General features: G+C 63.5%; 19 protein-coding genes and 1 pseudogene. 10 read left to right on the forward strand and 10 right to left on the reverse strand.

Going from position 1 to position 25,431, the window contains the following annotated elements:
* Positions 1-416 precede the first annotated feature (416 nt).
* Positions 417-2,561 carry a putative bifunctional diguanylate cyclase/phosphodiesterase gene (locus DBW_RS02825; RefSeq protein WP_066723909.1) on the forward strand — a complete coding sequence of 715 codons (2,145 nt, stop codon included), beginning with the start codon at positions 417-419 and terminating at the stop codon, positions 2,559-2,561.
* 114 nt (positions 2,562-2,675) lie between these two features.
* Here DBW_RS02825 and DBW_RS02830 read toward each other — a convergent pair whose 3' ends face one another.
* Positions 2,676-3,104, reverse strand: coding sequence for an FKBP-type peptidyl-prolyl cis-trans isomerase (locus DBW_RS02830; RefSeq protein ID WP_066723912.1), 429 nt, complete (start codon positions 3,102-3,104; stop codon positions 2,676-2,678).
* A gap of 174 nt (positions 3,105-3,278) precedes the next feature.
* Between DBW_RS02830 and DBW_RS02835 the strand changes: the two genes are divergently transcribed.
* The 6 genes from DBW_RS02835 (at position 3,279) to DBW_RS02860 (ending at position 9,817) form a co-directional block, all read left to right on the forward strand.
* A complete protein-coding gene (locus DBW_RS02835; protein WP_066723914.1) occupies positions 3,279-3,992 on the forward strand; it encodes a CerR family C-terminal domain-containing protein in 714 nt (237 codons plus the stop codon).
* A complete protein-coding gene (gene hlyD / locus DBW_RS02840; RefSeq protein ID WP_066723916.1) occupies positions 3,989-4,996 on the forward strand; it encodes a secretion protein HlyD in 1,008 nt (335 codons plus the stop codon). Before DBW_RS02835 ends, hlyD begins: the two co-directional genes overlap by 4 nt.
* 3 nt (positions 4,997-4,999) lie before the next feature.
* Positions 5,000-6,733 carry an ATP-binding cassette domain-containing protein gene (locus DBW_RS02845; protein ID WP_066723919.1) on the forward strand — a complete coding sequence of 578 codons (1,734 nt, stop codon included), beginning with the start codon at positions 5,000-5,002 and terminating at the stop codon, positions 6,731-6,733.
* On the forward strand, positions 6,730-7,851 hold the full coding sequence (locus DBW_RS02850; RefSeq protein WP_066723922.1) for an ABC transporter permease: 1,122 nt from the start codon (positions 6,730-6,732) through the stop codon (positions 7,849-7,851). Before DBW_RS02845 ends, DBW_RS02850 begins: the two co-directional genes overlap by 4 nt.
* A gap of 1 nt (position 7,852) precedes the next feature.
* A complete protein-coding gene (locus DBW_RS02855) occupies positions 7,853-8,956 on the forward strand; it encodes an ABC transporter permease (protein WP_066723924.1) in 1,104 nt (367 codons plus the stop codon).
* Between the two features lie 96 nt (positions 8,957-9,052).
* A complete protein-coding gene (locus DBW_RS02860; RefSeq protein ID WP_066723927.1) occupies positions 9,053-9,817 on the forward strand; it encodes a TIGR01458 family HAD-type hydrolase in 765 nt (254 codons plus the stop codon).
* 2 nt (positions 9,818-9,819) lie between these two features.
* On the opposite strand, the pseudogene pdxH reads toward DBW_RS02860, so the two are convergent.
* Positions 9,820-10,491: pseudogene (pdxH, locus tag DBW_RS19225) on the reverse strand (pyridoxamine 5'-phosphate oxidase).
* Positions 10,463-11,254 (reverse strand): SDR family NAD(P)-dependent oxidoreductase, encoded by a 792-nt coding sequence (locus tag DBW_RS02870; protein WP_066723930.1) that lies wholly within the window; start codon positions 11,252-11,254, stop codon positions 10,463-10,465. The pseudogene pdxH and the gene DBW_RS02870 overlap by 29 nt, the downstream one beginning before the upstream one ends.
* A 357-nt stretch (positions 11,255-11,611) precedes the next feature.
* Between DBW_RS02870 and lepB the strand changes: the two genes are divergently transcribed.
* The 3 genes from lepB (at position 11,612) to DBW_RS02885 (ending at position 14,982) form a co-directional block, all read left to right on the forward strand.
* Positions 11,612-12,535 (forward strand): signal peptidase I, encoded by a 924-nt coding sequence (gene lepB, locus DBW_RS02875; RefSeq protein ID WP_231875382.1) that lies wholly within the window; start codon positions 11,612-11,614, stop codon positions 12,533-12,535.
* 303 nt (positions 12,536-12,838) lie between these two features.
* Positions 12,839-13,630 (forward strand): HTH domain-containing protein, encoded by a 792-nt coding sequence (locus DBW_RS02880; RefSeq protein ID WP_066723933.1) that lies wholly within the window; start codon positions 12,839-12,841, stop codon positions 13,628-13,630.
* Positions 13,631-13,767: 137 nt separating this feature from the next.
* Complete coding sequence (locus tag DBW_RS02885; RefSeq protein ID WP_066722594.1) at positions 13,768-14,982, forward strand: IS256 family transposase; 1,215 nt, start codon at positions 13,768-13,770, stop codon at positions 14,980-14,982.
* A 252-nt stretch (positions 14,983-15,234) separates the two neighbouring features.
* On the opposite strand, the gene DBW_RS02890 is transcribed toward DBW_RS02885, so the two are convergent.
* From DBW_RS02890 to DBW_RS02920, 7 genes are all read right to left on the reverse strand, one after another.
* The gene (locus tag DBW_RS02890; RefSeq protein WP_197463718.1) at positions 15,235-16,257 is read right to left on the reverse strand and encodes a M28 family peptidase; all 1,023 of its coding nucleotides are present in this window, start codon (positions 16,255-16,257) and stop codon (positions 15,235-15,237) included.
* Between the two features lie 233 nt (positions 16,258-16,490).
* Positions 16,491-17,549, reverse strand: a complete 1,059-nt coding sequence (locus tag DBW_RS02895) for an SWIM zinc finger family protein (RefSeq protein WP_066723936.1) — start codon at positions 17,547-17,549, stop codon at positions 16,491-16,493.
* Positions 17,550-17,605: 56 nt separating this feature from the next.
* On the reverse strand, positions 17,606-20,302 hold the full coding sequence (locus DBW_RS02900) for a DEAD/DEAH box helicase (RefSeq protein ID WP_066723938.1): 2,697 nt from the start codon (positions 20,300-20,302) through the stop codon (positions 17,606-17,608).
* 389 nt (positions 20,303-20,691) lie between these two features.
* Complete coding sequence (gene trhA, locus DBW_RS02905; RefSeq protein ID WP_066723940.1) at positions 20,692-21,357, reverse strand: PAQR family membrane homeostasis protein TrhA; 666 nt, start codon at positions 21,355-21,357, stop codon at positions 20,692-20,694.
* A 216-nt stretch (positions 21,358-21,573) separates the two neighbouring features.
* Entirely contained in the window at positions 21,574-23,784 is a 2,211-nt protein-coding gene (gene katG / locus DBW_RS02910) for a catalase/peroxidase HPI (protein ID WP_066723943.1), read from the reverse strand.
* A gap of 151 nt (positions 23,785-23,935) precedes the next feature.
* Complete coding sequence (locus DBW_RS02915; protein WP_066723323.1) at positions 23,936-24,892, reverse strand: IS1595 family transposase; 957 nt, start codon at positions 24,890-24,892, stop codon at positions 23,936-23,938.
* A 98-nt stretch (positions 24,893-24,990) separates the two neighbouring features.
* Positions 24,991-25,428, reverse strand: coding sequence for a Fur family transcriptional regulator (locus DBW_RS02920; protein WP_066723946.1), 438 nt, complete (start codon positions 25,426-25,428; stop codon positions 24,991-24,993).
* Between the last annotated feature and the right edge of the window lie 3 nt (positions 25,429-25,431).

The following is a 25,431-nucleotide window of genomic DNA, read 5'->3' on the forward strand; positions in this document are numbered from 1 at the left end:
GGCTGGTGATGATCATCGCCTCCTACAAGCTCGCGCTCCGCGTGCTGGAGCGCAGCGGTAACCTCTGAAACCAGGCGTGGTACCGCGTCACCGCCTGGTGAAAGGCCAAGGCCCATCTTCCCCCTGCGGGTGGAAGATGGGCCTTTCTTCGTAACGGAAGAACACTGCTTTCCGTGGGCGACGCCAGACACCGCGCAACTTTTTCGCCGAGTCCCCTTCAATTTCACCCAGATGGGGGATGGCGAAGTAGAAAATATTCGTTAACATCAAACCTGACCTTCTCCGTCCTGGCGGCGAACTTGCGATTCGTTGTTCCGGGACGGCAAGGTTGGGAGGGTCTCGGCCCGGGAGAAGGTGACGCGGCGGCGGCCGCATATTCTGTCGCAGTTTTTCAATCGGCAGGGGGGGGAGATCAGATGACCGACGGTGCATGCCTCTTTGAGTCGCCTCAAGAGACCACCCGGCTGAAGGTCCTGGTGGTCGATGACGACTCCCTTATCCGCAGCGTCTATCGTGAGATTCTGGAGGGGATCGACTGCCTGGTCGAAGAGGCGAGCGACGGACGGGGCGCCATCGAGCTTTTTCGCGCGACACCTCCGGATCTGGTGCTCCTCGATCTGATCATGCCGGGCATCGACGGCTTTGAAACCTGTCGCACTCTGCGCCAGTTGGAGGAGGGGAGAACGGTTCCCATCCTGGTGGTCACCGGCCTCCAGGAGAGCGCTGCCATCCATCGCGCCTATGAGGCCGGCGCCACCGATTTCATTGCCAAGCCGGTCCAGGCCGACCTGCTCGCCTACCGCGCCCTTTACCTGTTGAAGGCGGGGAAAACCTTCAACGCCCTGGTGCGCAACGAGGCCAATCTCCGCCTGTTGCGAACGGCAATTGAATCCTTGCCGATCGGCCTCACCATTACCGATCGGCAGGGGAAGATCACCTTCGTCACCCCGGCCGAAGCGAAGATGCACGGCTACTGCACCGAGGAGTTGCTGAACCGGGATGTCCGGATTCTCGCGCCGCCACGGTTGCACAATCCTGCTGCAGGAAAACGATCCGAGACCTTTGTCGCGTGGTGCCGCGAAAGTGTCAATATCCGCAAGGATGGCGAGGAGTTCCCGGTGCAGATCTCTTCGGTGGCGGTCCGTGACGCCGAAGGGACCTTTCTCGGCGTCATTTCCTCCTGCGAGGATATTTCCGAACGCAAAAGAAGTGAGACCCTGATCCACCAGTTCGCCTATTCCGATGCCCTGACCGGGCTGCCCAACCGCACCCTCCTCATGGACCGGCTGAAGAACGCGCTGGCCATCGCCTCCCGGGAGCAGAGGAGTGTCTCCCTCCTCTTCCTCGACCTCGACAATTTCAAGGACATCAACGATACCAAGGGACATGCCTTCGGCGACAGGGTCCTCATAAGGGTCGCCGAAAGGCTCAGTGCCTGCGTGCGTGAGGCAGATACCCTGGCGCGATTCGGCGGGGACGAGTTCATCATCGTCCAATTGGTGGAAGAGGGTGAAAATACGGCGAGCAGAACCGCGCAGCGAATCCTCGATGCTTTTCGCCGCCCCCTCGATATTGACGGGGAACGGATCGACGTCGGATTCAGCATCGGTATCGCCTGCTACCCGCAGGATGTTCAGGACCTTGGAGGCCTGTTGCGCAGCGCCGATACCGCCATGTATCGGGCCAAGGCCCTGGGTCGACACAACTATCAAACCTTTGCCGCAGAAATGAACGAGGAGGTCTTGGAGAAGGTGGCCCTGGAATCTTCTCTTCGAATGGCGCTGGACAATGGCGAATTTTCGGTTGCTTATCAGTCGCAATGGGACCTGCAGAGGGAGAGCTGCTGTGGCGTGGAGGCCTTGCTCCGCTGGAGCCATCCCCGGTTGGGAGAAATCGCGCCGCAGCGATTCATTCCCCTGGCCGAAAGAGGTGGCCAGATTCATTCCCTGGGCGAATGGACCCTGCGCCATGTTTGCGGGCAGGCAAGCTCCTGGATCCTGGCCGGGCTTCCCCTCGGGCGGATTGCCGTCAATATTTCCGGACACCAACTGAACCGCCCCGATTTTCCCCGGTGTCTCGCCGGAATCCTGGCCGAAGCCGGCCTCGCCCCGGCACATCTCGAACTGGAATTTACCGAAAAGGTTCTCATGGCGGATGCCGGCAAAACGATCGAAATTTTGCAGGCGCTGAAAGATATGGGAGTGAAGCTTTCCATCGATGGCTTTGGAACCGGTTTTTCTTCCCTGAGCTACCTGAAACACCTTCCCGTCGACCGCATCAGGATCGACCGCAGTTTTATCGCCGGCATCGGCCATGATTGCGGCGACGAAGCGATCGTGAAAGCGATCATCACCCTCGCCCACAACCTGAATATCCGCGTTTTGGGTGAAGGGGTGGAAACCCGCGAGCAATTGGACTTTTTGCGAAACCTCGGTTGCCACGAGGCCCAGGGGTTTTTGTTCGGAAAGGAGATGGGGTGGGCAGAGATCGAAATGTCCTGGCGGGAGAATGCGGGATTTTCCGAGGGGCTTGATCTGCAATGGAGTGTGCCCCGAACCTGACCCGCTCCCGCCGGGGGATGTTGACCCGGGGTCTGCTCCCTTTCCCCACAAAGCAAGCCCCCGCTGCCAAGATGGCTGCGGGGGCTTGCTTTTGCCGGAATTCAAGAGGCGCGATCAGCCGAGTCCGACGACCTCGATTTCGAAGGTCAGGTCTTTGCCGGAGAGGGGGTGGTTGGCATCGAGGGTGATCTTGTCCCCATTGACCGAAGTCACCGCGACAACAAAGTTCTGGCCGTCTTCGCCACGGCTCTCGAACTGCATGCCGACCTGCGGGTCGGATTCCGGAGGGAACTGGCTGCGGTCGGCTTCCACCACCATCTGCTCGTGGTAGGGGCCGTAAGCCTGGTCGAAGGGGATCGTCACGGTCTTGTTGTCGCCGACCGCCATGCCGACCACGGCGTTGTCGAAGCCGGGGATCAGTTGACCGGCACCGAGGGTGAATTCGAGGGGTTCGCGATCCGCGGAGGAATCGAAGACGGTGCCATCGTCCAGTTTCCCGGTGTAATGGACCTTGACGGTGTCGCCGTTCTTTGCCTGTGCCATTGAACGTCTCCTTTGATTTGGGGGCGAAAGAACTTCACCCTAGCAGATCGGTGGTAAATTAGTAAACCCCCGGCGGCCACTTTTCCCCGAAACTGGGCCCAAACAGTATTAATTCATTCGATTGACTGAACCCAGTCAGGGGGGTATGGTTAAGGAAAAACAAAGGAAGCGATCATGCAGAAAAAGATAAATTCCGGTGGTCCCCCGAAAGAAGACCCGGCCCATACCCGGGACCGCCTGCTTGAGGCCGGGCTCGAGGTTTTCGGTGAGTACGGCTATGGCGGGGCGACCACCCGCCTGCTCGCCGAACGGGCCCGGGTCAACCTGGCGGCGATCCCCTACCACTTCGGTGGCAAGGAGGGGCTCTACCAGGCGGTGGTGACACAGATCGCCGGGCGGGTGCGGCAAAGGCTCGATCCGCTCCTTGCCGAGATCGGCAGTGCCCGGCGAAGCGGGGCCACCGATGCCGCAGCCGCGCTGGTCCTGCTCGAACGGCTGCTGGCGGCGCTGGTCGAATTTATCGTCGGCACCCCGGAGGCGGCGCGTTTCAGCCACATCGTGCTGCGTGAACAGCTCTCGCCGTCGGCGGCCTACGCCATCGTCTTCGAGCGGATCATGCAGCCGCTAATGGAGGCGCTGGCAGCCCTGGTCGCGGCCGCCGGCGGCGGCACGGTGGTCGGGCCGTGGCAGCGGCTGCAGGCGATGACTTTGCTCGGCCAGGTCCTGGTCTTCCGTTTCGGCCGGGAGACGGCGGTGCGCGGGCTCGGCATGAGCGGTTACAGCGCTGAAGAGACGGCGGCGATCCGGGACGTGGTCCTCGCCCACACCCGGGCGATCGTGACGAGTGCCGTGGTGCCGCCGGGGCAGGCGGAAGGAGAGCAAGCATGAAAAAGCGAATCGTGGTCGGGATCGTGCTGCTGCTGGTGGCCGCGGCGGCCGCCGGCGGCTGGTGGCTGCGCCGGCAGGAGGCGCCACCGGCGCAGTTGACCCTTTACGGCAATGTCGATATCCGCAAGGTCGACCTCGCCTTCCGCGTCGGCGGGCGGCTGGCGACCCTGGCGGCGGAAGAGGGGGATCGCCTTGCCGCCGGGGAGCCGGTTGCCCGTCTTGAACAGGAGCCCTACCGGGACGAGCTGCAGCTGGCCGAGGCGCAGCAGGCCCAGGCTGCCGCACAGCTGACCAAGTTGGAGGCGGGGAACCGGCAGCAGGAGATAGCGCAGGCGCGGGCCCTGGTCCAGGAGCGGGCGGCGACGGTCGCCAACCTCGAACGCGAGTCCGAGCGCAAGCAAAAGCTGCTTGCCGACGGCTTCATCGCGCGCCAGGATTTCGACAACGTCAGCGCCAGCCTCGCCGAAGCCCGGGCCCGGCTCGAGACCGCCCGCCAGGGCCTCAAGCTGGCCGCGGCCGGGTTTCGTCAGGAGGATATTGCGGCGGCCCGGGCCGACCTGGCGGCAGCGCAGGCGCGCCTCGCCACCGCTCGTACCCGCCTCCATGATACCGAACTGTTCGCCCCCGCCGCCGGCGTGCTGCTGACCCGGGTGGTCGAACCGGGCGCGATTGTCGCCCCCGGCCAGACCGTGGCGACCCTCTCCCTCGATAATCCGGTCTGGGTAAGGGTCTATGTCGATGAGCCGGACCTGGGACGACTGGCGCCGGGGATGGCGGCGCAGATCTACACCGACAGCGCCCCCGATCACCCCTACCAGGGGCAGGTCGGCTTCATCTCCCCCGAGGCCGAGTTCACCCCCAAGTCGGTGCAGACCGAGGCGCTGCGCACCCGCCTCGTCTACCAGGTTCGCATCATTGCGGAGAATCCCGACCAGGGGCTGCGCCAGGGGATGCCAGTCACCGTGCGCCTGCCGACGGCGGCCGCGGCCGCTGGCGGGGGCTGAGCCATGACCGTCCCCGCGGTCGCCATCCGTCAGCTCTCCTTTGCCTATCTGCCGGGACAGCCGGCCCTCGCCGAACTCAGTGCGGCGATCGAGCCGGGGCGGGTTACCGGCCTGGTTGGCCCGGACGGCGCCGGCAAGACGACCCTGCTCCGCCTCCTCGCCGGTCTGCTGTTGCCCGATGCCGGGACGGTCGAGCTGTTCGGCACCGGAACCCGCCGCGAGACGGCCCTCCCCGCCGGGCTGATCGGCTACATGCCGCAGAAGTTCGGCCTCTACGAAGAGCTGTCGGTGCTGCAGAACCTGCGTCTCTATGCCGACCTGCAGGGGGTGACCGGCGCCGAGCGCGAAGCGGCCTTTGCCCGGCTCCTCGAATTCACCGCCCTCACCCCCTTCCAGGGGCGCCGCGCCGGCCAGCTCTCGGGGGGGATGAAGCAGAAGCTCGGCCTCGCCTGTGCGCTGATCCGCAAGCCGCGGCTGCTCCTCCTCGATGAGCCGAGCGTCGGCGTCGATCCGGTGAGCCGCCGCGAGCTGTGGCGGATGGTGCGCGAGCTGGTCGACCCGGAGATGGCAGTCCTCTGGTCGACCGCCTACCTCGACGAGGCGGAGAAGTGCGACGCCGTTCTGCTGCTCAACCAGGGAGAACTCCTCTTTGCCGGTCCCCCCGGTGAGCTGACCGCGCGGGTGGCGGGACGTTCCTTCCAGGTCCAGGGGATCAAAGGGAGTCGCCGCCAGCTCCTGAGCCGGGCGTTGCAACGCCCCGAGGTCCAGGACGGCATCGTCCAGGGGCAGAACGTGCGGCTGGTGCTGCGCCCCGCGGTCGACCCGCCAACCCTGGCGGAGCTGGGCGCCGGGGAAGGAGCCCGGCTGGTGGCGGTGGAGGCGCGCTTCGAGGATGCCTTTGTCGATATCCTCGGCGGCGGGCCGGGGGGCGAGTCGGTGCTGGCGGCCAGCCTCGCGCCGGCGCCGGCGAGCGCCGGGCCGACGGTGGAGGGGGAGGGGCTGACCAAGCGCTTTGGCGACTTCACCGCGGTCGCTGATGTCAACTTCAGCATCGGCCGCGGCGAGATTTTCGGCCTGCTCGGGCCCAACGGCGCCGGCAAGTCGACCACCTTCAAAATGCTCTGCGGCCTGCTCAAGCCGAGCGCCGGCAGTGGCCGGGTGGTCGGCTTCGATCTGCAGCGGGCGCCGGGCAAGGCCCGCGCCCGTCTCGGCTACATGGCGCAGAAGTTCTCCCTCTACGGCGACCTCACGTCGCGCCAGAACCTCCTCTTCTTCTCCGGGGTCTACGGCCTGCGCGGCCGGAAGCAGCAGGCGATGGTGACGCAGATGGTCGACGTCTTCGGCCTGCAGCCGCATCTTAATGACGCCGCCGGAGAGCTCCCCCTCGGCTTCAAGCAGCGCCTGGCCCTCGCCTGCGCGGTGATGCACCAGCCGCCGGTCCTCTTCCTCGACGAGCCGACCTCGGGGGTCGATCCGCTGACCCGGCGCGAGTTCTGGACCCACATCAACGGCCTGGTCGAGAAGGGGGTGACGGTGCTGGTCACCACCCACTTCATGGACGAGGCCGAGTACTGCGACCGCATCGGCCTGGTTTACCAGGGGCGGATCATCGCCAGCGGCTCCCCCGACGAGCTCAAGACCCGGATGCGCAGCAGCGAGCGCCCCGACCCGACCCTGGAGGACACCTTCATCGCCCTCCTCGAGGAGTGGGACGCGCAGCAGTGGGAGGCGGTATGAACCTGCGGCTGCGACGGCTGGGGGCGCTGATGCTCAAGGAGTTCGTGCAGATCCTGCGCGATCCGAGCAGCCTGCTGATCGCCTTTGTCCTGCCGCTGATCCTCCTCTTCCTGTTCGGCTACGGAGTCTCTCTCGACGCCCGCCAGGTCCCCCTCGGCGTGGCGCTGGAGGGGAGCGGCCCGGGCGCCCACAGCCTCGCCCGCGCCTTTGCCGCCAGCCCCTATTTTGCCGTGGTCGAGTCCCGCAGCAGCCCTCCGTTGCAGGAAGAACTCCTCGCCGGCCGGTTGCGCGGGTTGGTGGTGATCCCGGCGGACTTCGACCGCCGGCTCGCAAGCGGCGCGGCGCCCCAGCTCCAGATCATCGCCGACGGCAGCGAGACCAACACTGCCAATTTTGTCCAGAATTATGCCCAGGGGGTGGTTGCCACCTGGCAGGCGCGCCAGGGGCTGGAACAGGGCCAGAGCGCTGCGGGGGGGCCGCAGCTGCTGCCGCGGGTCTGGTTCAACCCGGAGCTGGCGAGCCGCAACTCGCTCGTCCCCGGCGCAGTGGCGATCATCATGGCGATCATCGGCACCCTGCTCACCGCCCTGGTCGTTGCCCGGGAGTGGGAGCGCGGCACCATGGAGGCGCTCCTTGCCACCCCGGTGGGGGTGGCCGAGCTGATCATCGGCAAGCTCGTCCCCTACTTCCTGCTCGGCATGGCGGCGATGCTTGGCAGCGTGGTGGTCGCGGTCTTCCTCTTCGGGCTGCCGTTCCGCGGCTCGCTGCTGGCGCTGCTGGCGACGGCCGTCGCCTTTCTCCTCGCTGCTCTCGGCCAGGGGCTGCTGATCTCGACGCTGGCAAAAAACCAGTTCGTCGCCTCGCAGGTGGCGGTGATCACCGGCTTTTTGCCGGCGTTTCTCCTCTCCGGTTTCCTCTTTGAGATCTCCTCGATGCCGCTGCCGATCCGCGGTCTGACCCACATCATCGCCGCCCGCTACCTGGTGACCAACCTGCAGACCCTCTTCCTTGCCGGCGATGTCTGGCCGCTCCTGCTGCCGAACATCCTGATCCTGCTGCTGCTGGCGGCACTCCTCTTTCTGCTCACGGCGAAGAAGACCGTGAAGCGGCTGAGGTGACATGTTCGGACGGATTTACACCCTCATCGTCAAGGAGCTGCTGGCGCTGCTGCGCGACAAGAAGAGCCGCTTCGTCCTCATCGTGCCGCCGCTGGTGCAGCTCTTCGTCTTCTCCTTCGCCGCCACCATGGAGGTCGACAACCAGACCCTGGCGATCCTCAACCTGGACCGGGGGCGCCCGGCGCAGGTGCTCGCCGCCCGCTTTGCCGCCGCCAGCAACTTCCGCACCATCCTGCCGCTGCAGCGCCCGGAACAGGTGGTGCCCCTCATCGACCGCCAGCAGGCGATCGCGGTGCTGTCGATTCCGGCCGACTTTTCCGCCAACCTCGCCGCCGGGCGGCCGGCGCCGGTCAGCTTCATCGTCGATGGGCGCAAGACCAACGCGGCGCAGATTGTCCAGGGCTACGCCCAGCGCATCGTCAACCAGTACCGCGCCGAGGTGACCTCCGGCGTCGGCCCGCCCGCCGTCGAGCTGGTGGTGCGCAACTGGTTCAACCCCAACCTCACCTTCCGCTGGTACACGGTGCCGAGCCTGGTTTGCATTCTCACCACCCTGATCGGGGTGCTGGTCACGGCCCTCTCCGTCGCCCGGGAGCGGGAAATGGGGACCTTCGACCAGCTGCTGGTCTCGCCGCTGCATCCCCTCGAAATCCTTGCCGGCAAGGCACTGCCGGCGCTGCTGGTGGCGGTCGCCGAGGGGAGCTTCATGATCCTCGCCGCGGTGGTGCTGCTGCGGGTCCCCTTCGAGGGGTCGCTGCTCCTCCTTTACGCCAGCATGGTGGTCTTTCTGGCGGCAGTGATCGGCGTCGGCCTCTTCATCTCCGCCCTCTCCATGACCCAGCAGCAGGCGATCCTCGGCACCTTCGTCTTCCTGGTGCCGGCGATCATTCTCTCCGGTTTCGCCACCCCGATCGAGAACATGCCCGAGTGGCTGCAACTGCTCACCTACGCCAACCCGCTGCGCTACTTCATGGTGGTGGTCAAGGGGATTTTTCTCAAGGATATCGGCGCGGCGCTGGTCTGGAGCATGACCTGGCCGCTGGCGCTGATCGCGGCGGTCACCCTGGGGAGCGCAACCTGGCTCTTCCGGCGGCGCATGGAGTGAGGCGGGGCGTTGCGGTATGCTTGAGGCGTGAGGCCCAGGTCCCGCACCCGTGGCGGGCAGCCTGGTTGACCGCCTCTCTCGCCGAAAGGAGTGGCCATGATCAAGGGTGTGCTGCTCGACCTGAGCGGAACCGTCTATGTAGGCGATGAGCTGGTGCCGGGCGCGGCGGCGGCGATCGAGGAGCTGCAGCGGCGGCAGATCCCGCTGCGCTATCTCACCAACACCTCGCGCCGCCCGCGCCGGGTCATTGTCGAGAAGCTGCGCCGGATGGGACTCGAAATCGCCGAGGCGGAGGTCTTTACCGCGCCGCAGGCGGTGCGCGACTACCTGCTGGAGCATCGCTTCACCCCCTGGCTGCTGGTTCATCCCGCGGTGGAGGAGGAGTTCGCTGACCTGGTCGGCCCGCAGCCGGATGCCGTGGTCCTCGGCGATGCCGCTGACGCCTTCAGTTACGCCAGCCTCAACCAGGCCTTTCGCCTGCTCCTCGACGGCGCGCGGCTGCTGGCGGTCGGGGACAACCGCTATTTCCGCGAGTCGGAGGGGATGAGCCTCGACGCCGGCCCCTTCGTCGCCGCCCTGGAGTACGCTGCCGGCTGCCAGGCGATCATTCTCGGCAAGCCGTCACCGGCCTTTTTCCATGCGGCGGCGAGCGAGCTCGGCTGCCGGCCGGGAGAAGTGCTGATGGTCGGGGATGATGTCGCTTCCGATGTCAACGGTGCGCTCAAGGCGGGGCTGAAAGCGGCGCTGGTGCGCACCGGCAAGTACCGGCCGGGGGACGAGGCGCAGATCTGTGCGCCGGGTGCCTGCGTCTGCGCCGATCTGAGTGAGGCGCTGGCGGATCTGCTGGCGACGGAGCGCTAGGCTCAGGGCGCCAGGCGCTCGATCACCCAATTCTGCTCATCGTCTCTTCGATAGCGCAGCCGGTCGTGCAACCGGTCGACTCCCTCCTGCCAGAATTCCAGCATCTGCGCAACGAGCCGGTACCCACCCCAGTACGGCGGGCGTGGTACCTCGCCGCCGGCAAAGCGGCGGGCCGCGGCGGCAAAGGCCTCCTCCAGCTCCTCCCGGTCGCCGATCACCCGGCTCTGCGCCGAGGCATGGGCGCCGAGCTGATGCCCGAGCGGCCGGTGGGCGAAGTAGGTATCCTATTCCGCCGCCGTCAGCAGCTCGACCCGCCCCTCGACCCGGACCTGGCGCACCAGTTCCGGCCAGTAGAAGAGGAGCGCCGCCTGCGGGTTCTGCGCCAGCTCCTCCCCCTTGCGGCTCCGGTAGTTGCTGTAAAAGACGAACCCTCGTTCATCGACGCCGCGCAGCAGCACCACCCGCGCCGCCGGCTCGCCCTGGCGGTTGGCGGTGGCGAGGGTCATGCCGTGCGGCGGCGCCACCCCGGCGCCTTCCGCTTCCGCGAGCCAGCACCGGAACTGCCGGATCGGGTCGGGGTCGAGGTCCCGGCGCCGCAGCGCTTTTCGTTCTGCGTTTTCCACCGCTCTCCCTCCCGATCTCGACTCAGAATGCACTCTTGATGACGCCGCCATCGACGCGCAGGGCGGCGCCGGTCGTCGCCGAGGCGAGGGGGCTGGCCACAAAGGCGACCAGCGCGGCGACCTCCTCCGGTGTCGCGAAGCGCTTGAGCAGGGAGGTCGGCCGCACGTTCTTGAAGAAGTCGGTCTCGAACTCGCGGAACGACTTCCCCTGCTCTTTAGCAAGGGCGCCGACAAAGTCGAGCACGCCGCGCGATTTGGTCGGCCCGGGGAGGACGCAGTTGACGGTGATGCCGGTCCCGGACAGCGACTCGGCGAGGCCGCGGGAGACGGCGAGCTGGGCGGTCTTGGTGGTGCCGTAGTGGATCATCTCCGCCGGAATCTGCACCGCGCTCTCGCTGGAGATGAAGATGATCCGCCCCCAGTCGGCCTTTTGCATCGCCGGCAGGCAGAGGCGGGCGAGGCGCACCCCGCTCAGCACGTTGATGTCGAAAAAGCGCTGCCATTCGCTGTCGCTGATCGCCGCGAACGCCTTGGGTTCGAAGATGCCGAGATTGTTGACGAGGATTTCGATGCCGGGGTGCTGGCGCACCAGCGCCTCGGCGGCCGCGGCGCTGGCAAGGTCGCCGGCAAAGCCGAGGGGGGCGGTGCCGGTCTCCTTCGCGATCGCTGCCGTCGCCTGGTCGACCGCGTCCCGGGTGCGACCGTTGACGATCACCCGCGCCCCTTCCCGCGCCAGGGCGACGGCGATGGCGTTGCCGATGCCGGCGGTGCTGCCGGAGACGAGGGCGAGCCGGTTTTTGAGTTGCAGGTCCATAAAGGTGTGCCTTTCCTGGAAAACCCCCGCGCCCGCTGACGCGATGCCGGGGCGAGGAGGTACATCCGTCGGCGATAAGAATCAACGTCACCATTGTAGCATCCCTTCCGGAATGCGGCAGGAGCGGTCCTGCCGGCAGAGCGGTCCTGCCGGCGGCACCTCCTCCGGGACGGCACAAGTCATGAACCTGACTCGGCAAAGAGCCGGGATAAACCTTTGACAGTCGCGCGCGAAACCGGCTAGTCTTGGGCACCGGATCGGGGGAGCCGATGCTGTTGGCGCGGAGATTACCGGAAAGCCGTTCCGGCCGGGCACATGCCGGGGGACGGCTTTTTTTGGGATACCGAGGAGGGTGGCATGACCGAGGTGGCAATCGATTCCGGGCAGGGGCCGCGGCGCAAGGTTTGGGTCGCCGTCCTGCTGAGCCTGGCGCTGTCCGGCCTGGGACAGCTCTACACCGGCCAGTTGCGCAAGGCGGTTCTCTTTCTCCTGGTTTCCACCCTGGTCCCGCTCCTTTTCGTCCTCCGCTCCGGCCAAACCCCCACCCTGGCGGCTGTCGTCACCCTCCTCATGCTGCAGGCGCTGATCCAGCTCGCCGCGCTCGTCGACGCCAGCCGCGCCGCCCGGCGCATCGGCAGCAGCTTTCACCCCACCTGGTACAACCGCGTCCCCGTCTATCTCGGGACCTACCTCCTCTTCGGCCTGCTGCTGAGCGGAGCCATCTCCTGGTACCTGCGGACGCAGGTGGTCGAGGCTTTCACCATTGCCTCTTCCAGCATGGAACCGACCCTGCTCCTCGGCGACCGGATCCTGGTCGCCAAGGGAACACAGGATTTTACCCGCGGGGACCTGGTCGTCTTCGACTCCCCCCCCGACCAGGGGAAGGCGGGGCAGCGAGAGTTCATCAAGCGGATCGTCGGAATGCCGGGGGATGTGGTCGAGGTTCGGGACAAGGAGCTGTTCATCAATGGCCGTCAACTCCTGGAGCCCTATGCCGTTCACCTCGAAGCGGACACCCTGTCTGCGGAGGTCTCGCCCCGCGATTTCTTCGGACCGGTGACGGTGCCGGCGCAGAGTTATTTCATGCTCGGGGATAATCGGGACCGTTCCTACGACAGCCGGTTCTGGGGCTTCGTGGAAAAAGAGAAGGTCCTGGGCCGGGCGGTGAATTTCTACTGGTCCTGGGATCGCCGCCAGCATGAGGTGCGGTGGGAGAGGATCGGGGTCGAGATCGGCAAGGGTGGCGTGGTGAACCTGGTGGGGTGGTTTTCAAAGTCCTGAGCAATGCTTGCAGGCTGGCCGGTTGGTGCGTAGTATATTCAGGTTGTTGGAGTTCCTGGGAGTGGAGTGGGTTTTCAAGCTCCCGTGTTACTGGCGGCACCAGATAACTCGAACTCGTTTTTATATGTCATGCCGCATAATACCACCGCAAGCGGATTATCCGGACAAAATCAGGGGAACGGACCGAGGTGCTGGGGATATTTGCCCCAATCCAGGCAGTCTGGATTGATGGGATAGCAGTCGGCATGGAATTTCTGGACATGTCACATAATCAAATGGCTCGAAAAAATGGGAGAAAATCTAATGCCCCCTGAAATGACATGGCGAAAAGCAATCGACAAGGTTCTCGGATCATCTTCAACGCCACTTCACTATAATCAAATTACAGAACGGATCATTTCAGAAGGTTTGCGCAAGAATCTCGGTGCCACGCCGGCGTCAACGGTGAACGCCCAAATTACAGCATCCATCAAGCATGATGGTGCCTCGTCACCGTACATAAGAGTTGGAAAAGGTACATTTTCAATTAGATCCGAAAAATCTACCACGCCCGTAGAGTTGCCGAAACTCACCCCAGAGGTATTTGAATCAGAGGAGTCCGAAGAGCAATACGAAATAATTACCTCCTTCGGGATGTTTTGGCGAAAGGAAGCTATAGAGTGGGCTTCGACGCCGAAATTACTAGGCATGCAGCAAATTGGCGCCACCCCCGTTGACTTCTTCAAGCAATTGGGAATTTATCTTCTCTACGATGGTCGCGAGGTGATTTACGTTGGCCGGACCACTGACCGGCCACTCGGCAGACGGCTATATGAACACACGATTGACCGTATGCCGGCCCGTTGGGACCGGTTTTCTTGGTTTGGATTGCTCCCTGTGGCCGAATCAGGCCAAATTGGCTCATTGCCAGCAACCTACGATGCAGCAAAACTCATCCCGGCTTTGGAAGCAATTTTGATTGAGGCACTGGAACCGCGACAAAATCGGAAAAGGGGAGACGATTTAGCAGCAGTCGAATACCTTCAGAAGGTGGACCCGGAAATTGAAAAAAGGAAGGTCAAAGCTACGCTCGACCTCGCATTGAATAAGCTATAAAATTTTCTGAGAAGAGCATCTATGTGTGTGGGGTCTGTGTGCGGGTCAGGCTTGGAAAGTTGGAAAGAGGGTGTAAAAAAGATTGTGTAAATGGCCATTCAGGGGTACACCGGGACCCCACCCTCTAAGGAGCCCCCATGGCCATCGAAAAAGATCTGCTGGACCGTCTGCTTGCCGACTACAAGAAGCCCGAAGACCTGATCGGCGAAACCGGCTTGCTTAAACAGCTCACCAAGGCCCTTCTGGAACGAGCTTTGGAAGCGGAATTGACCCAACACCTGGGGCACGAGAAGCATGCTCCCGTGGCCACGAAAGGCGGCAATGCCCGCAATGGCAAGTCGGCCAAAACCATCAAGGGCGAATTCGGCAAACTGCCGATCGAGGTTCCGCGTGACCGGGACAGCAGCTTCGAGCCGCTCATCATTCCCAAGGGCCAGACCCGCTTCGCCGGCTTCGACGGCAAGATCATCTCCCTCTACGCCCGGGGGATGACGACCCGGGAGATCCAGGGGCATCTGGAAGAGATTTATGGCGTCGAGGTCTCTCCCGCCCTCATTTCCAGCGTGACCGATGCCGTCGCGGACGAGGTCAAGATCTGGCAGAACCGACCGCTCGACGCCCTCTATCCCATCGTCTATATGGACGCGGTCCGGGTCAAGGTGCGAGACAACGGCCACGTCAGCAATAAAGCGGTCTACCTGGCCCTGGGCGTCACCCTGGACGGCATCAAGGAGGTCCTGGGCATGTGGGTGGCCGAGAACGAGGGCGCCAAGTTCTGGCTACAGGTGGTGACCGAGTTGAAAAACCGGGGTGTCGAAGACATCTTCATCGCCTGCGTGGACGGGCTCAAAGGTTTCCCCGAGGCCATCGAAGCAGTCTTTCCTCGCACCCAGGTCCAGCTCTGCCTCGTTCACATGGTGCGCCATTCTCTCCGCTACGTCTCCTGGAAACAGCGCAAGGAAGTGGCGGCCGATCTGAAGTCCATTTACCAGGCCGCGACGGCCGAGCAGGCCGAAATGAACCTGACGGAGTTCGAAGCGAAGTGGGATAAAACCCACCCCTCCATCGGCCAGTCCTGGCGGCGCAACTGGGAGAGAATCACCCCGTTTTTCGCCTACCCGGCGGAGATTCGCAAGGTGATCTACACCACCAATGCGATCGAATCGCTAAACATGTCGCTGCGCAAGGTCACCAAGAACCGGGGCTCATTCCCCAACGACGCAGCCATGTTCAAACTGCTCTACCTGGCGCTAAACAATATCGCCAAGAAATGGACCCTGCCGATTCGGGACTGGAAGGCCGCCCTCAACCAGTTCTCTATCTTGTTCGAAGGCAGGTTGCCGGTTTACTGACGACAAAAACCCAAGCCATTTACACAAACTGATTTACACCGCCGTTGGAAAATTAACAATGGAAAAATGAACTACCCCGCAGCAAGCTACGGGGTATCAACAGCCTACACCCTTAGTAAAAATCGCGCAGCAAGCTGCGGGGAATTGAACCCAACTTTTGATTAACAAGACCATCCAACTTTACAAACCCGATAGACAAAATCCGACCTTGTTGACCCCCCTGCACGCCTCTCCGCCCCGCCCGCCTCCCCTCTATTCGAACGGCATCCCGTTGCGCTGTCTGAAGCGAGGAACACTGGTTTGCGCCTTTGTCGATATTGTACTGCGGGCTGCTTGCGGGACCTCGAGAGTCAGCAGCAGGCCGGTCAGGATTTGCGTGAAATCGCCGAGCTGGGCTTCGATCCGGCCGGGATAGGTGGTAGCGAAAAACTCCAGGGTGTCCTTGTCCGTGTGCCAGATCTCGCCGTGGTCGACGGTCTGGAGGAAGCCATCGAAGTTGCCGATCTCCCAGTTGGTGGCTTCGAGGTAGAGATAGGGGACGCCGGCGTATTTGAAGGGGGCATGGTCGCTCCAGTCGCCCGTAGTGCCGGCGGGGATTTCCGGGTTCAGGCCGGGGCTGGTGTCCAGAGAAATACCGGCCTGCCGGGCAATGGCCAAGGCCGCTTCCCGCAACCACCCTGCCGCCTCGAGTCCGCCGTAGACATAGATCCTGTCCCCGCCGACTACGGTGTCGAGGTTGACCATGCCGACGGTATGGGCGATCTCCGCTTCGGTCATCTGCGAGACGTAATAACTCGATCCCAGCATTCCGGGCTCCTCGGCGCCGAAGGCGACGAAGCGGATGGTGTAGGGCACCTCGACCTTGGCCAGAACTGCGGCGCAGGCCAGCAGCAGGCCGACGCCCGAGGCATTGTCGGAGGCCCCGCTGCCGACGTCGACCGAGTCGTAATGGGCCCCGACAAGGATCTCCTGTGGCGAGACGCCGGGCTTGACGGCAATGACATTGGCCGAGTGATCTGCTCCCGTCCCACCGAAGGTAAAGGTCTGCAGGGTCGTCAGCAGTCCCAAACGCAGGAAGTGCGCCTGGATATAGTCCCGTGCGGCCGCCGCATGATCGCTGCCCGCAAGCCGCTGGCCGATGGTTGTGGAGAGATATTCGATGTGTTCCATCGCAGCGGCGGCTGGTGCCGGGTCCTGTTTCGGGGCGTCGTTGCCGCATCCGGCGAGGAGGGTGGCGAGTAGGATCGACAGCAGACGAAAGCGCAACGGTTTCACTTAGGGGGGTCCTTTGGTGGCGTGGGGACGGTTTCGGGAGTCTACCAAGAGCTGGCAAGTTCGGCGGCTTCGATCGAACCCAGACCAGCCCCTGTGTTCAGCGAAAATTTTCGCCTGACCCGATAGACTACTGTTCAAATGTGTCCCGGTTTTCCTCCGGTTTTTTCCCCGGCCCGGAATGCACCGCATTGACAATCAGACAATGCCCCCACGTCGATGAAGGGCAGAGCACATCATGAGTGGGTCAGCCGCCAGGCCTTGCGCAGGGCCGCCAGCGTGCGCACCTGCATGCCGATGACCTTTTTGCCCTTTTTCTCCCATTGTGAAATGCTGGCGGCGGTGACGCCGATGCGGGCGGCGAATATCGCCTGTGTCTCCCCGCGCGCCGTCCGCCAGGCATGGATGGCGTCGCCGGTGAGGGGGGCGGGAAAGGTGTCCACCTTGGGCGTTCTTTTGGGTGCGGGGTTTTTTTCTGATTCCTGTTTCGCCCGCTGCTGTCTCGCCTTTTTCAGCCGCGATGAATCGGCAGCAGACGTCGATATCTTCGCCGGCGGGGGGGATTTCGCCGTCATATCTTCGGCAGAATCGGCCAAGTCGATGCCGAAGACATCGGCAATGCCGGTGGCGGCGATCCGTCGCCGGGAGGTACCCTCCTTGGTGGCGTCGGTTATCGCCGTGGAGACATCGACCAGCTCTTCGTGATTCACCCCGCGCAGAACAAAGAGCATTTCAGGGGAGTGATCGAGGCGGGCGCCGACACCGTAGAGGACCGCCGCCACATGCTTGCACATTCCGGCCCAGTCCGGACAGTCGCAGTCGAATTTCATTTCTCCCGGCAGCGGAAAGAGGCCGCTCTGGCGATCCGCGACCACTTCCATGACGCCATGATCCAGTTTGCCGCGCAACAAATCGATCAATGAGCCGATGCGGCCGGTGCAGGCTTTTTTGACGAGATCCCATTTGTTTTTCAGCAGCGGCGAAATGGTTATGACCACATTGTACAGCTGCGTTCCGCTGACCATCGCCTCGACCCGCCCCCGCTTGATGGCCAGATGGCAAACCGAACCGTTGCGGACATAGGTGCGGCCACGGGGAAGACGGTTGGCGTAATCGCTGAACGATTCCATGTGGTCGCACCACCCCTTGCCCCAGAAGGAGCCGGCGATCTTGCGCCCGGTCAGCTCGACCGGTTGCACGTCGACCCCTTTCTTGCGCAGCTTTTCCATACGCTTTGCCGCCTTGGCCCGTCGCGCCGCCACCGGCACGTAGGGCGCCCATTCGTAATAACTCATGTCAGCTTCCTTCCGGCAATCTCACCGGTGCATCGAGGCGTTTTCCGTTGCAGATTCTATATCGCCGCCCTCTCCAGGTCGAGGGTTACCATCCGCAGCAGTGCCTCGTCGTTCAACTCCGTCAGCAGGGTTTCCGCGCCCTCCAGTAATTCGCTCGCCAATCCGGTTTTGGCGGCGATCAGGGCATCGATCTTCTCTTCGACCGTTCCCTTGCAGATGAATTTATGCACGGTGACATTCTTCTTCTGGCCGATGCGGAAGGCGCGGTCGGTGGCCTGGTTTTCCACCGCCGGGTTCCACCAGCGGTCGAAATGGATGACGTGGCTTGCGGCGGTCAGATTGAGGCCGGAGCCGCCGGCCTTCAGCGAAAGGACGAAAAAGGGCGGGCCGTCCTCCTGCTGGAAGCGGTCCACCAGTTTCTTCCGCTCGGCCACCGCCGTGCCGCCATGCAGCACCAACCCCGGCCGGCCGAAGAGCGTCGTCAGAAAGGCGGCGATTGGTCCTGTCATTTCCCGGAACTGGGTAAAAACCAGCACCTTCTCCTGGCGCGAGGCGATCTCTTCGGCAAGTTCCCGCAGACGCGCGAACTTGCCGCTGCGCTCCTCGGCGTAGTCGCCGTCGCCCAGCGCCTGACCGGGATGGTTGCAGATCTGCTTGAAGCGCATCAGCGACGACAGGATCAGCCCGCGCCGCTTTATCCCTTCCCGCTGTTCCTTGAGCGCCGCGGCCAATTCCTTGACCGCCTGCCCGTAGAGACGCGCCTGCACCTTGCCGAGGCCGCACCAGGCGACCATCTCGACCTTGTCGGGGAGATCGTCGATCACGCTGCGATCGGTCTTCAGCCGGCGCAGGATGTAGGGCTGGACCAGCGTACGCAACGGCGCATAGGAGGGCGGCTCGCAACTTTCGAGGGCGGCGACGAACTGCCTGAAGCGGGTGGCGGAGCCGAGGAGGCCGGGACAGAGGAAATCGAAGAGTGACCAGAGATCGGCCAGGCGGTTTTCTACCGGCGTGCCGGTCAGGGCGATGCGCGCCCGGCCCTTGAGGGTTTTTACCGCCTTGGCCTGCTGGGTAGCGGGGTTTTTGATGGCCTGCGCCTCGTCGAGGACGATCAGGTTCCACTCCTGTTGCCTGAGCCACTCTTGCCGCTGCAGCATGCCGTAGGTGGTCAGTACCGCATCGACAGCGGCCAGTTTGCCGGCAGGGTCGGCGGCAATGCGCTCCCGCTGCCCGGGCTCCCCCTCCGACGGGTGCAGGCAGACGACGGTGAGGGATGGCGCGAAGCGTTCCAGCTCGCTCTTCCAGTTGCCCAGCAGCGACGCCGGCAGCACCAGCAGGCTGGGGGAGGATTTCCCGCTTCGCCCTTTTTGCGCCAGCAGCAGAGAGATTACCTGGATCGTCTTGCCCAATCCCATGTCGTCGGCGAGGCAGGCGCCCAGCCCCAGTTCGGAGAGAAACCAGAGCCAGTTGAGGCCGGTCTGCTGGTAAGGGCGCAAGGTCGCCTGCAACCGGTCACCGGCCTGCACTACCGCCAGCCGCGCCGGCTCCCGCAGTCCGGCCAGCAACTCCCGCAACCGCTCCCCGGCTTCGACGAAGGCCCACCCGGTCTCCTCAAGGGTGAGATCGTTGGCGGACAGGTCGCGGCGGGCGCCGGCTAGCAGGCGCATCCCTTCCATGAAGGAGAGGCCGTCTCCGGCTTCGGTTTCGATCCGCTGCCACTGTTCCAGCGCCTGGCGCAGTTTCTTGCCATCGACCTCGACCCACTGCCCGCGCAGCAGCGTCAGCCCCTCGCCGGAGGCTGTCAGCGCCGCGATTTCCTCCGGCGTCAGGTCGGCGCCGTCCAGGGTCAGCTGCACGCGAAAATCGAGGAGCGCCTGTGCCGACAGGGTTTCGCCGACATTGCCGCCGATCGCCACCTGCACCTTGGGACGCGGACGTTTTTTCCACCAGTCGGGCAGTCGCACCACCAGCCCGCTCTCCTCCAGGACCGGCACATCCTTCAGAAACGGATAAGCCTCCTCCGGCGTCCAGGCCAGCGGGTGATAGAGGTCGCCGCTCTCGAGCAGCTCGTTCACCCACGGGCAGCGGGCACCAGCCGCCTGCACCGGTTCGAGCAGGCGCAGCAGGGCTTCGCGATTGTTGGCGCCGGCATATTCGCGCAGAGCCTGGCTGAGGGGCAGATGCTGGGCGCGGGCGTTTTTACCGAGCCGCGGGATGTAGGTCGCCATGAAAGCAAAAGGATAGTCGGGATCGTTCTTGTTCTCGGCCAGGTGAAAGCAGACCCGCCCCACCTGCCGCCAGAGCGGCGCATGCCGGTGCAGGAAACCGGCGAATCCTTCGGGATCGCCGGCGATCGCCTCGCGCGTCCAGCGGTCGAGCTCGCTCCAGATGGTGGCGAGAAGCGCGGGGGTGCAGTATTCGCCGCCCGGCATCGGCGGCAGGCTCAGTGTCAACTGGGCAAGCGTTGCGGAGTCGAGGGGCGGCAGGGGCTCCAGGCGGTCGGCAGTCGGCTGGCTTTGGCAGAGCAGAAGAAGATAACGGGAACCGAAGTCGCGCCAGAAGACCCAGGGCAGCGGCCAGTCCGGCGCCGATTTACTGCCGGCCAGCGTCACGATTCCCGCCGATGGCGAAGCGGCGAAGGCCTGCGCTATTTTTTCGCCGTTAAAGGGAGAGGATTCGGGAGGAGCGGAGTCGACGTCGGGAGTCGCGCCGATCATCAGCAGATGACCGGATGGGGTGAGGGTGAGATTCACGTTGCGTACACCTGCGGCTGCACGGGAAGAAGGCTACTCTTTAAGGTCTGGAGGATATCACCCGGAAAAGATGATCGTCAATTTGAAAGCTTGTGGGCTCCGTGTCCCAGAGGGTACTCACCGCCATCCGAGGGCAAGCTCTTTTATCTGCCGCCCTGCTCTCCGGGACTGCACCCGGATAAAGGGGTCTGGTATCAACTCAGGGACTACCGTATCGGCAAGATGGTTCTGATGATATGCGAGCCAAGGTTCACTCCGCTATGCGATCGATAGAGTGTTCTCCGGCGTTGATCCGGAGCTTTTCCGACACAAAGATTGTCGCTTTACTGTCAGCTGATGTCGAGTAATCAGGTTGCGGCTTAGTATTCCCGGGGTGAGGCCGTTCCGTATCAGGTTAACGGCGCGCCGGGCATCACGTAGAAGAGGATGGCGAAGAAGTGCAGGGAACTGCCGGCCATGACGAAGAGGTGCCAGATCATGTGGTTGTAGGGGAGGCGGTCGAGGAGATAGAAAAGGATACCGCCGGTATAGGCGAGGCCGCCGGCCAGAAGGAGCCAGAGCCCGCCGACCTCGACGTGCGTCAGCATCGGCCGGGTGGCAACGACAATCGCCCAGCCCATGCCGATGTAGAAGAGGACGGAGATGCGGGAGAAGCGGGCCGGCAGCAGGACCTTGCAGGCAATGCCGAGAACCGCCATCCCCCAGATGGCACCGAAGAGCGACCACCCCCAGGGACCGGAGAGGTTGACCAGGGTGAAGGGGGTGTAGGTGCCGGCGATCAGCAGGTAGATGGCGGCATGGTCGAAGATGCGCAGGATGCGCTTCGGACCGGGCAGCGGGATGCTGTGGTAGAGGGTCGAGGTGGTGTAGGCGAAGATCAGCGTGAGGCCGAAGACGGAGGCGGAGACGAGGTGGCGGGCGCTGCCGTAGCGGGAGGCAAAGTAGAGCATCACGAGCAGGCCGGCAAGGGCGAGCAGGATGCCGATGCCATGGCTGACGCCGTTGGCGATCTCTTCGCCGAGACTGTACTTGGGTTGCTGGGGATGTCGGCTCATGGCCTTCACTTTCGGGGAGTGGGTCCGGGACATTCCTGTTGTACCACTTTGCAGTGACAGATGCTGCGCCAAAGAAGAGTTTTACATAACTTTTACGTTCAGGTAAGGGTCCGGGGTGCCGCTGGCTGGTGAAAACCCCCGGCTCGGGATGAGAAAAAAGGCCCGGCAACATTTTCGAAATGTTGCCGGGCCCTTGTCTTGTTTCGCCGATACCGCTCAGGCGAGATCGAAGCGGTCGAGGTTCATCACCTTGTCCCAGGCGGCGACAAAATCGTACACGAACTTCTCCTGGGCGTCGGCACTGCCGTAGACCTCCGCCAGCGCCCGCAGCTGGGAGTTGGCGCCGAAGACGAGGTCGATGCGGGTGCCGGTCCATTTCGGTACGCCGCTGGCGCGGTCATACCCCTCGAAGAGGTCCGCGTCCCCCGCGGACGCCTTCCACGCTGTTCCCATATCGAGCAGGTTGACGAAGAAATCGTTGCTCAAGACTCCGGGTCGATGGGTAAAGACGCCATGCCGGGACCGGCCGACGTTGGCTCCCAGGACGCGCAGGCCGCCGGCCAGGACCGTCATCTCGGGGGCGGTCAGGGTGAGTAGCTGCGCCCGGTCGAGCAGCAACTCTTCCGGCGCGACACTGTACTTCGCCTTCTGGTAGTTGCGAAAACCGTCGGCGACCGGTTCGAGGACGGCGAAGGCGGCGATATCGGTCTGCTCCTGGGTTGCGTCGGTGCGACCCGGCGTGAAGGGAACGGTCACGCCAATGCCGGCCTTGTGGGCGGCCTGTTCGACGGCGGCACAGCCGCCGAGCACGATCAGATCGGCGAGGGAAACATGCTTGCCGCCCAGTCCCGAATGGTTGAACTCTTGCTGGATCGTCGTCAGGGTCTGCAGCACGGTCTCCAGCTGGGCCGGTTCGTTCACGGGCCAGTCCTTCTGCGGTGCGAGGCGGATGCGGGCGCCGTTGGCGCCGCCGCGCAGGTCGGAGCCGCGGAAGGTCGAGGCCGAGGCCCAGGCGGTGGCGACCAGCTGCGGGATCGGCAACCCGGACGCGAGGAGCCGTCGCTTGAGCGCGGCGATGTCCGCTGCGTCGACCAGGGGGTGGTTGAGGGGAGGTACCGGGTCCTGCCAGAGTAGCTCTTCCGCCGGCACCTCCGGGCCGAGGTAGCGCGCTTTGGGGCCCATGTCGCGGTGGGTGAGCTTGAACCAGGCGCGGGCGAAGGCGTCGGCGAACTTCTCGGGGTGGGCCAGGTAGTCCCGCGCGATCGGTTCGTAGATCGTGTCGAAGCGCAGCGAGAGGTCGGCGGTGGTCATCATCGGCCGGTGCTTCTTTTTCGGGTCGAAGGCGTCGACCACCAGGTCCTCCTCGTCGACATCCCTGGCCAGCCACTGCCAGGCCCCGGCCGGGCTCTTGACCTTCTCCCACTCGTATTTGAACAGGACCTTGAGATAGCCCATGTCCCACTGGACCGGGTTCGGTTTCCAGGCCCCTTCGATGCCGCTGCTGATCGCATCGGCCCCCTTGCCGCTGCGGAAACTGCTCTTCCAGCCGAGTCCCTGCTCCTCGAGACCGGCCGCCTCCGGCTCTGGCCCGACATGGGAAGCCGGCCCGGCGCCGTGGCATTTGCCAAAAGTGTGGCCACCGGCGATGAGGGCGACGGTCTCCTCGTCGTTCATCGCCATGCGGGCAAAGGTCTCGCGCACGTCGCGCCCGGACGCCACCGGGTCGGGTTCGCCGTCCGGCCCCTCCGGGTTGACGTAGATCAGACCCATCTGCACCGCGGCGAGGGGATTCTCCAGCTCGCGATCGCCGGAGTAGCGGCTCTGGGGCTTGTCGCTGGTCGCCAGCCATTCCTTCTCCCCGCCCCAGTAAATATCTTCTTCCGGCTCCCAGATGTCGACACGGCCGCCACCGAAGCCGAAGGTCGTAAAGCCCATCGACTCCAGCGCGCAGTTGCCAGCGAGGATCATCAGGTCGGCCCAGGAAATCTTCCGGCCATATTTCTGTTTGATCGGCCAGAGCAGCCGCCGCGCCTTGTCGAGATTGACGTTGTCGGGCCAGCTGTTGAGGGGAGCGAAGCGCTGGTTGCCGCTCCCGCCGCCGCCACGGCCGTCGCCCATGCGGTAGGTGCCGGCGCTGTGCCAGGCCATGCGGATGAAGAGGCCGCCGTAGTGGCCGTAGTCGGCCGGCCACCAGTCCTGCGAGTCGGTCATCAACGCATAGAGGTCCGCTTTCACCGCTTTGAGGTCGAGGCTTTTAAAGGCTTCGGCGTAGTTGAAGTCCGCCCCCAGTGGGTTGGAGAGGCTGGAATGCTGGTGCAGGATGCGCAGGTTGAGCTGGTTCGGCCACCAGTCCCGGTTCGCGTTACCGCCGCCGGCGACCTGCTGGACCGAATGTCCCGTTACCGGGCACTTGGAATCGGTACTCATGAATCTCCTCCTCGTTGGGGACAGGGAAAGCGTTTCGGCCTGTGTCGTATTGGAAGTTCTTTACCTTTAACAGGCGCTATTCATTTGTCAATCTTTGTGGAAAATCATTATCCATAAGAAGACAAAAAAAGGGCGGCAATTATTTTCCTGATTAGGTCCAATTCTCAGCTCGGCGAAGCCAGGCCTCGGGCCGCTTGCCGATTGAGACACAGGCGAACAGCAGTCTTGGCAGCATGCTGCGCAGATCGAACCGCCGGTTGAACCGGTACTGAAACTCGGCCAGATAGCGATGCGCATATTTGTCGAAGTCAAACGCATGATACGTTCCGGCCATGGCCGTCTTAAGATTGCCCAGGATGGTGTTGATCCAGTGGAAGCAGCCCATGTCGGTACTTCTGCGTTGATCACCAACCACCTTTCGCTGATGGTAGCACCCAGTCTTGGTGACGGCGCGGAAGCAATTCAGGCCATCAGAAACGACCAGCGCCGTCGGTGCCAAGTGATTCTTGGCCCATTGATCAACGTCATGGCTGCTGAAGGTCGTCACCCGGCTAAAAACAGCTCGCAGCGGATGGCCCTCGTGACTGGTCTCCACTGCCGCAATGAAGGGAACTTTGTTCTCCGAACCGCGACCAACCTTACCGCCGGAGCGTTCCCCGCCCAAGTAGGCGTCGTCGATCTCGACCCGCTGGGCCAGAACCGTTGTCTCTTCGCGCTCGAACATCGCCTGCATGAGCTTGTGCTTGAGCCGCCAAGCCGCTTTGTAGCTCAAACCCAGCATTCGTCTCAACTCCAGCATCGACAGGCCGGACTTGCCTTGTGTCATGAAGTAGAGGGCCAGAAACCACTGGGTCAGCGGCAGATTGCTCCCATGGAAAATCGTTCCGGAGATCAGCGAGATCTGTTTGCGGCAGCGACAGCACTGGAAGATGTTCGACCGTCCTCGCCGAAACTGGACCGCGCGGCTTGCACCGCATGCTGGACAGACAAATCCTTGGGGCCAGCGCGAGTGCTCAAGGATCGCCTCGCATTGGGCCTCCGTACCATAGTCTTTGAGAAAATCAGCCAAGCTCAGCCCCGGTTGGAACTGGATACGATTGATGGCCATGGATGCTAACCTCCTTGTTATTCATGAGTTCCATGGCCAAACTCTATGCTCCCTGTGCGACAGAATGTGTCATAGCTGAGAATCAGACCTAATCAGGATTATTTTTGCTGGCAGGCGGGGCAGAGACCGAAGAGTTGAACCTGGTGGGAGGTGATCTTGTAGCCGGTGGCCTGCGCCACTTCGTCCTGCAGGGGTCCGAGCAGGCTGACCGCGGGATCGCTGACGCTGGTGCAGCGGGTGCAGATCAGGTGAGGGTGGGGGGAGGGGTTGTTGCCGTCGTAGCGGTTGCGGCCGGCGCTAATGGGGATTTCGAGGACTTCGCCGATCTCCTTGAGGAGATTGACGGTCTTGTAGACCGTGGCGAGGCTGGTGGTCGGGAAGAGGGCGCTTACCTGGCGGTAGACCATCTCGACGCTCGGATGCTGGTCGCTGTGCAGCAGCGCCCGCAAAATCGCGATCCGCTGCGGGGTGATCCGGCATTCCCGCTGGCGGAGTTTGGTGAGGATCTCATCGAGGCGGGTCTGCGGACTCTTCACGGG

The sequence above is a fragment of the Desulfuromonas sp. DDH964 genome (assembly GCF_001611275.1).
Classification (GTDB): domain Bacteria; phylum Desulfobacterota; class Desulfuromonadia; order Desulfuromonadales; family DDH964; genus DDH964.

Coding starts and splice junctions, on each gene's coding strand:
- DBW_RS02825 (WP_066723909.1), top strand. CDS start 417: ATGACCGACGGTGCATGCCTCTTTGAGTCGCCTCAAGAGACCACCCGG.
- DBW_RS02830 (WP_066723912.1), bottom strand. CDS start 3,104: ATGGCACAGGCAAAGAACGGCGACACCGTCAAGGTCCATTACACCGGG.
- DBW_RS02835 (WP_066723914.1), top strand. CDS start 3,279: ATGCAGAAAAAGATAAATTCCGGTGGTCCCCCGAAAGAAGACCCGGCC.
- hlyD (WP_066723916.1), top strand. CDS start 3,989: ATGAAAAAGCGAATCGTGGTCGGGATCGTGCTGCTGCTGGTGGCCGCG.
- DBW_RS02845 (WP_066723919.1), top strand. CDS start 5,000: ATGACCGTCCCCGCGGTCGCCATCCGTCAGCTCTCCTTTGCCTATCTG.
- DBW_RS02850 (WP_066723922.1), top strand. CDS start 6,730: ATGAACCTGCGGCTGCGACGGCTGGGGGCGCTGATGCTCAAGGAGTTC.
- DBW_RS02855 (WP_066723924.1), top strand. CDS start 7,853: ATGTTCGGACGGATTTACACCCTCATCGTCAAGGAGCTGCTGGCGCTG.
- DBW_RS02860 (WP_066723927.1), top strand. CDS start 9,053: ATGATCAAGGGTGTGCTGCTCGACCTGAGCGGAACCGTCTATGTAGGC.
- DBW_RS02870 (WP_066723930.1), bottom strand. CDS start 11,254: ATGGACCTGCAACTCAAAAACCGGCTCGCCCTCGTCTCCGGCAGCACC.
- lepB (WP_231875382.1), top strand. CDS start 11,612: ATGACCGAGGTGGCAATCGATTCCGGGCAGGGGCCGCGGCGCAAGGTT.
- DBW_RS02880 (WP_066723933.1), top strand. CDS start 12,839: ATGCCCCCTGAAATGACATGGCGAAAAGCAATCGACAAGGTTCTCGGA.
- DBW_RS02885 (WP_066722594.1), top strand. CDS start 13,768: ATGGCCATCGAAAAAGATCTGCTGGACCGTCTGCTTGCCGACTACAAG.
- DBW_RS02895 (WP_066723936.1), bottom strand. CDS start 17,549: ATGAGTTATTACGAATGGGCGCCCTACGTGCCGGTGGCGGCGCGACGG.
- trhA (WP_066723940.1), bottom strand. CDS start 21,357: ATGAGCCGACATCCCCAGCAACCCAAGTACAGTCTCGGCGAAGAGATC.
- katG (WP_066723943.1), bottom strand. CDS start 23,784: ATGAGTACCGATTCCAAGTGCCCGGTAACGGGACATTCGGTCCAGCAG.
- DBW_RS02915 (WP_066723323.1), bottom strand. CDS start 24,892: ATGGCCATCAATCGTATCCAGTTCCAACCGGGGCTGAGCTTGGCTGAT.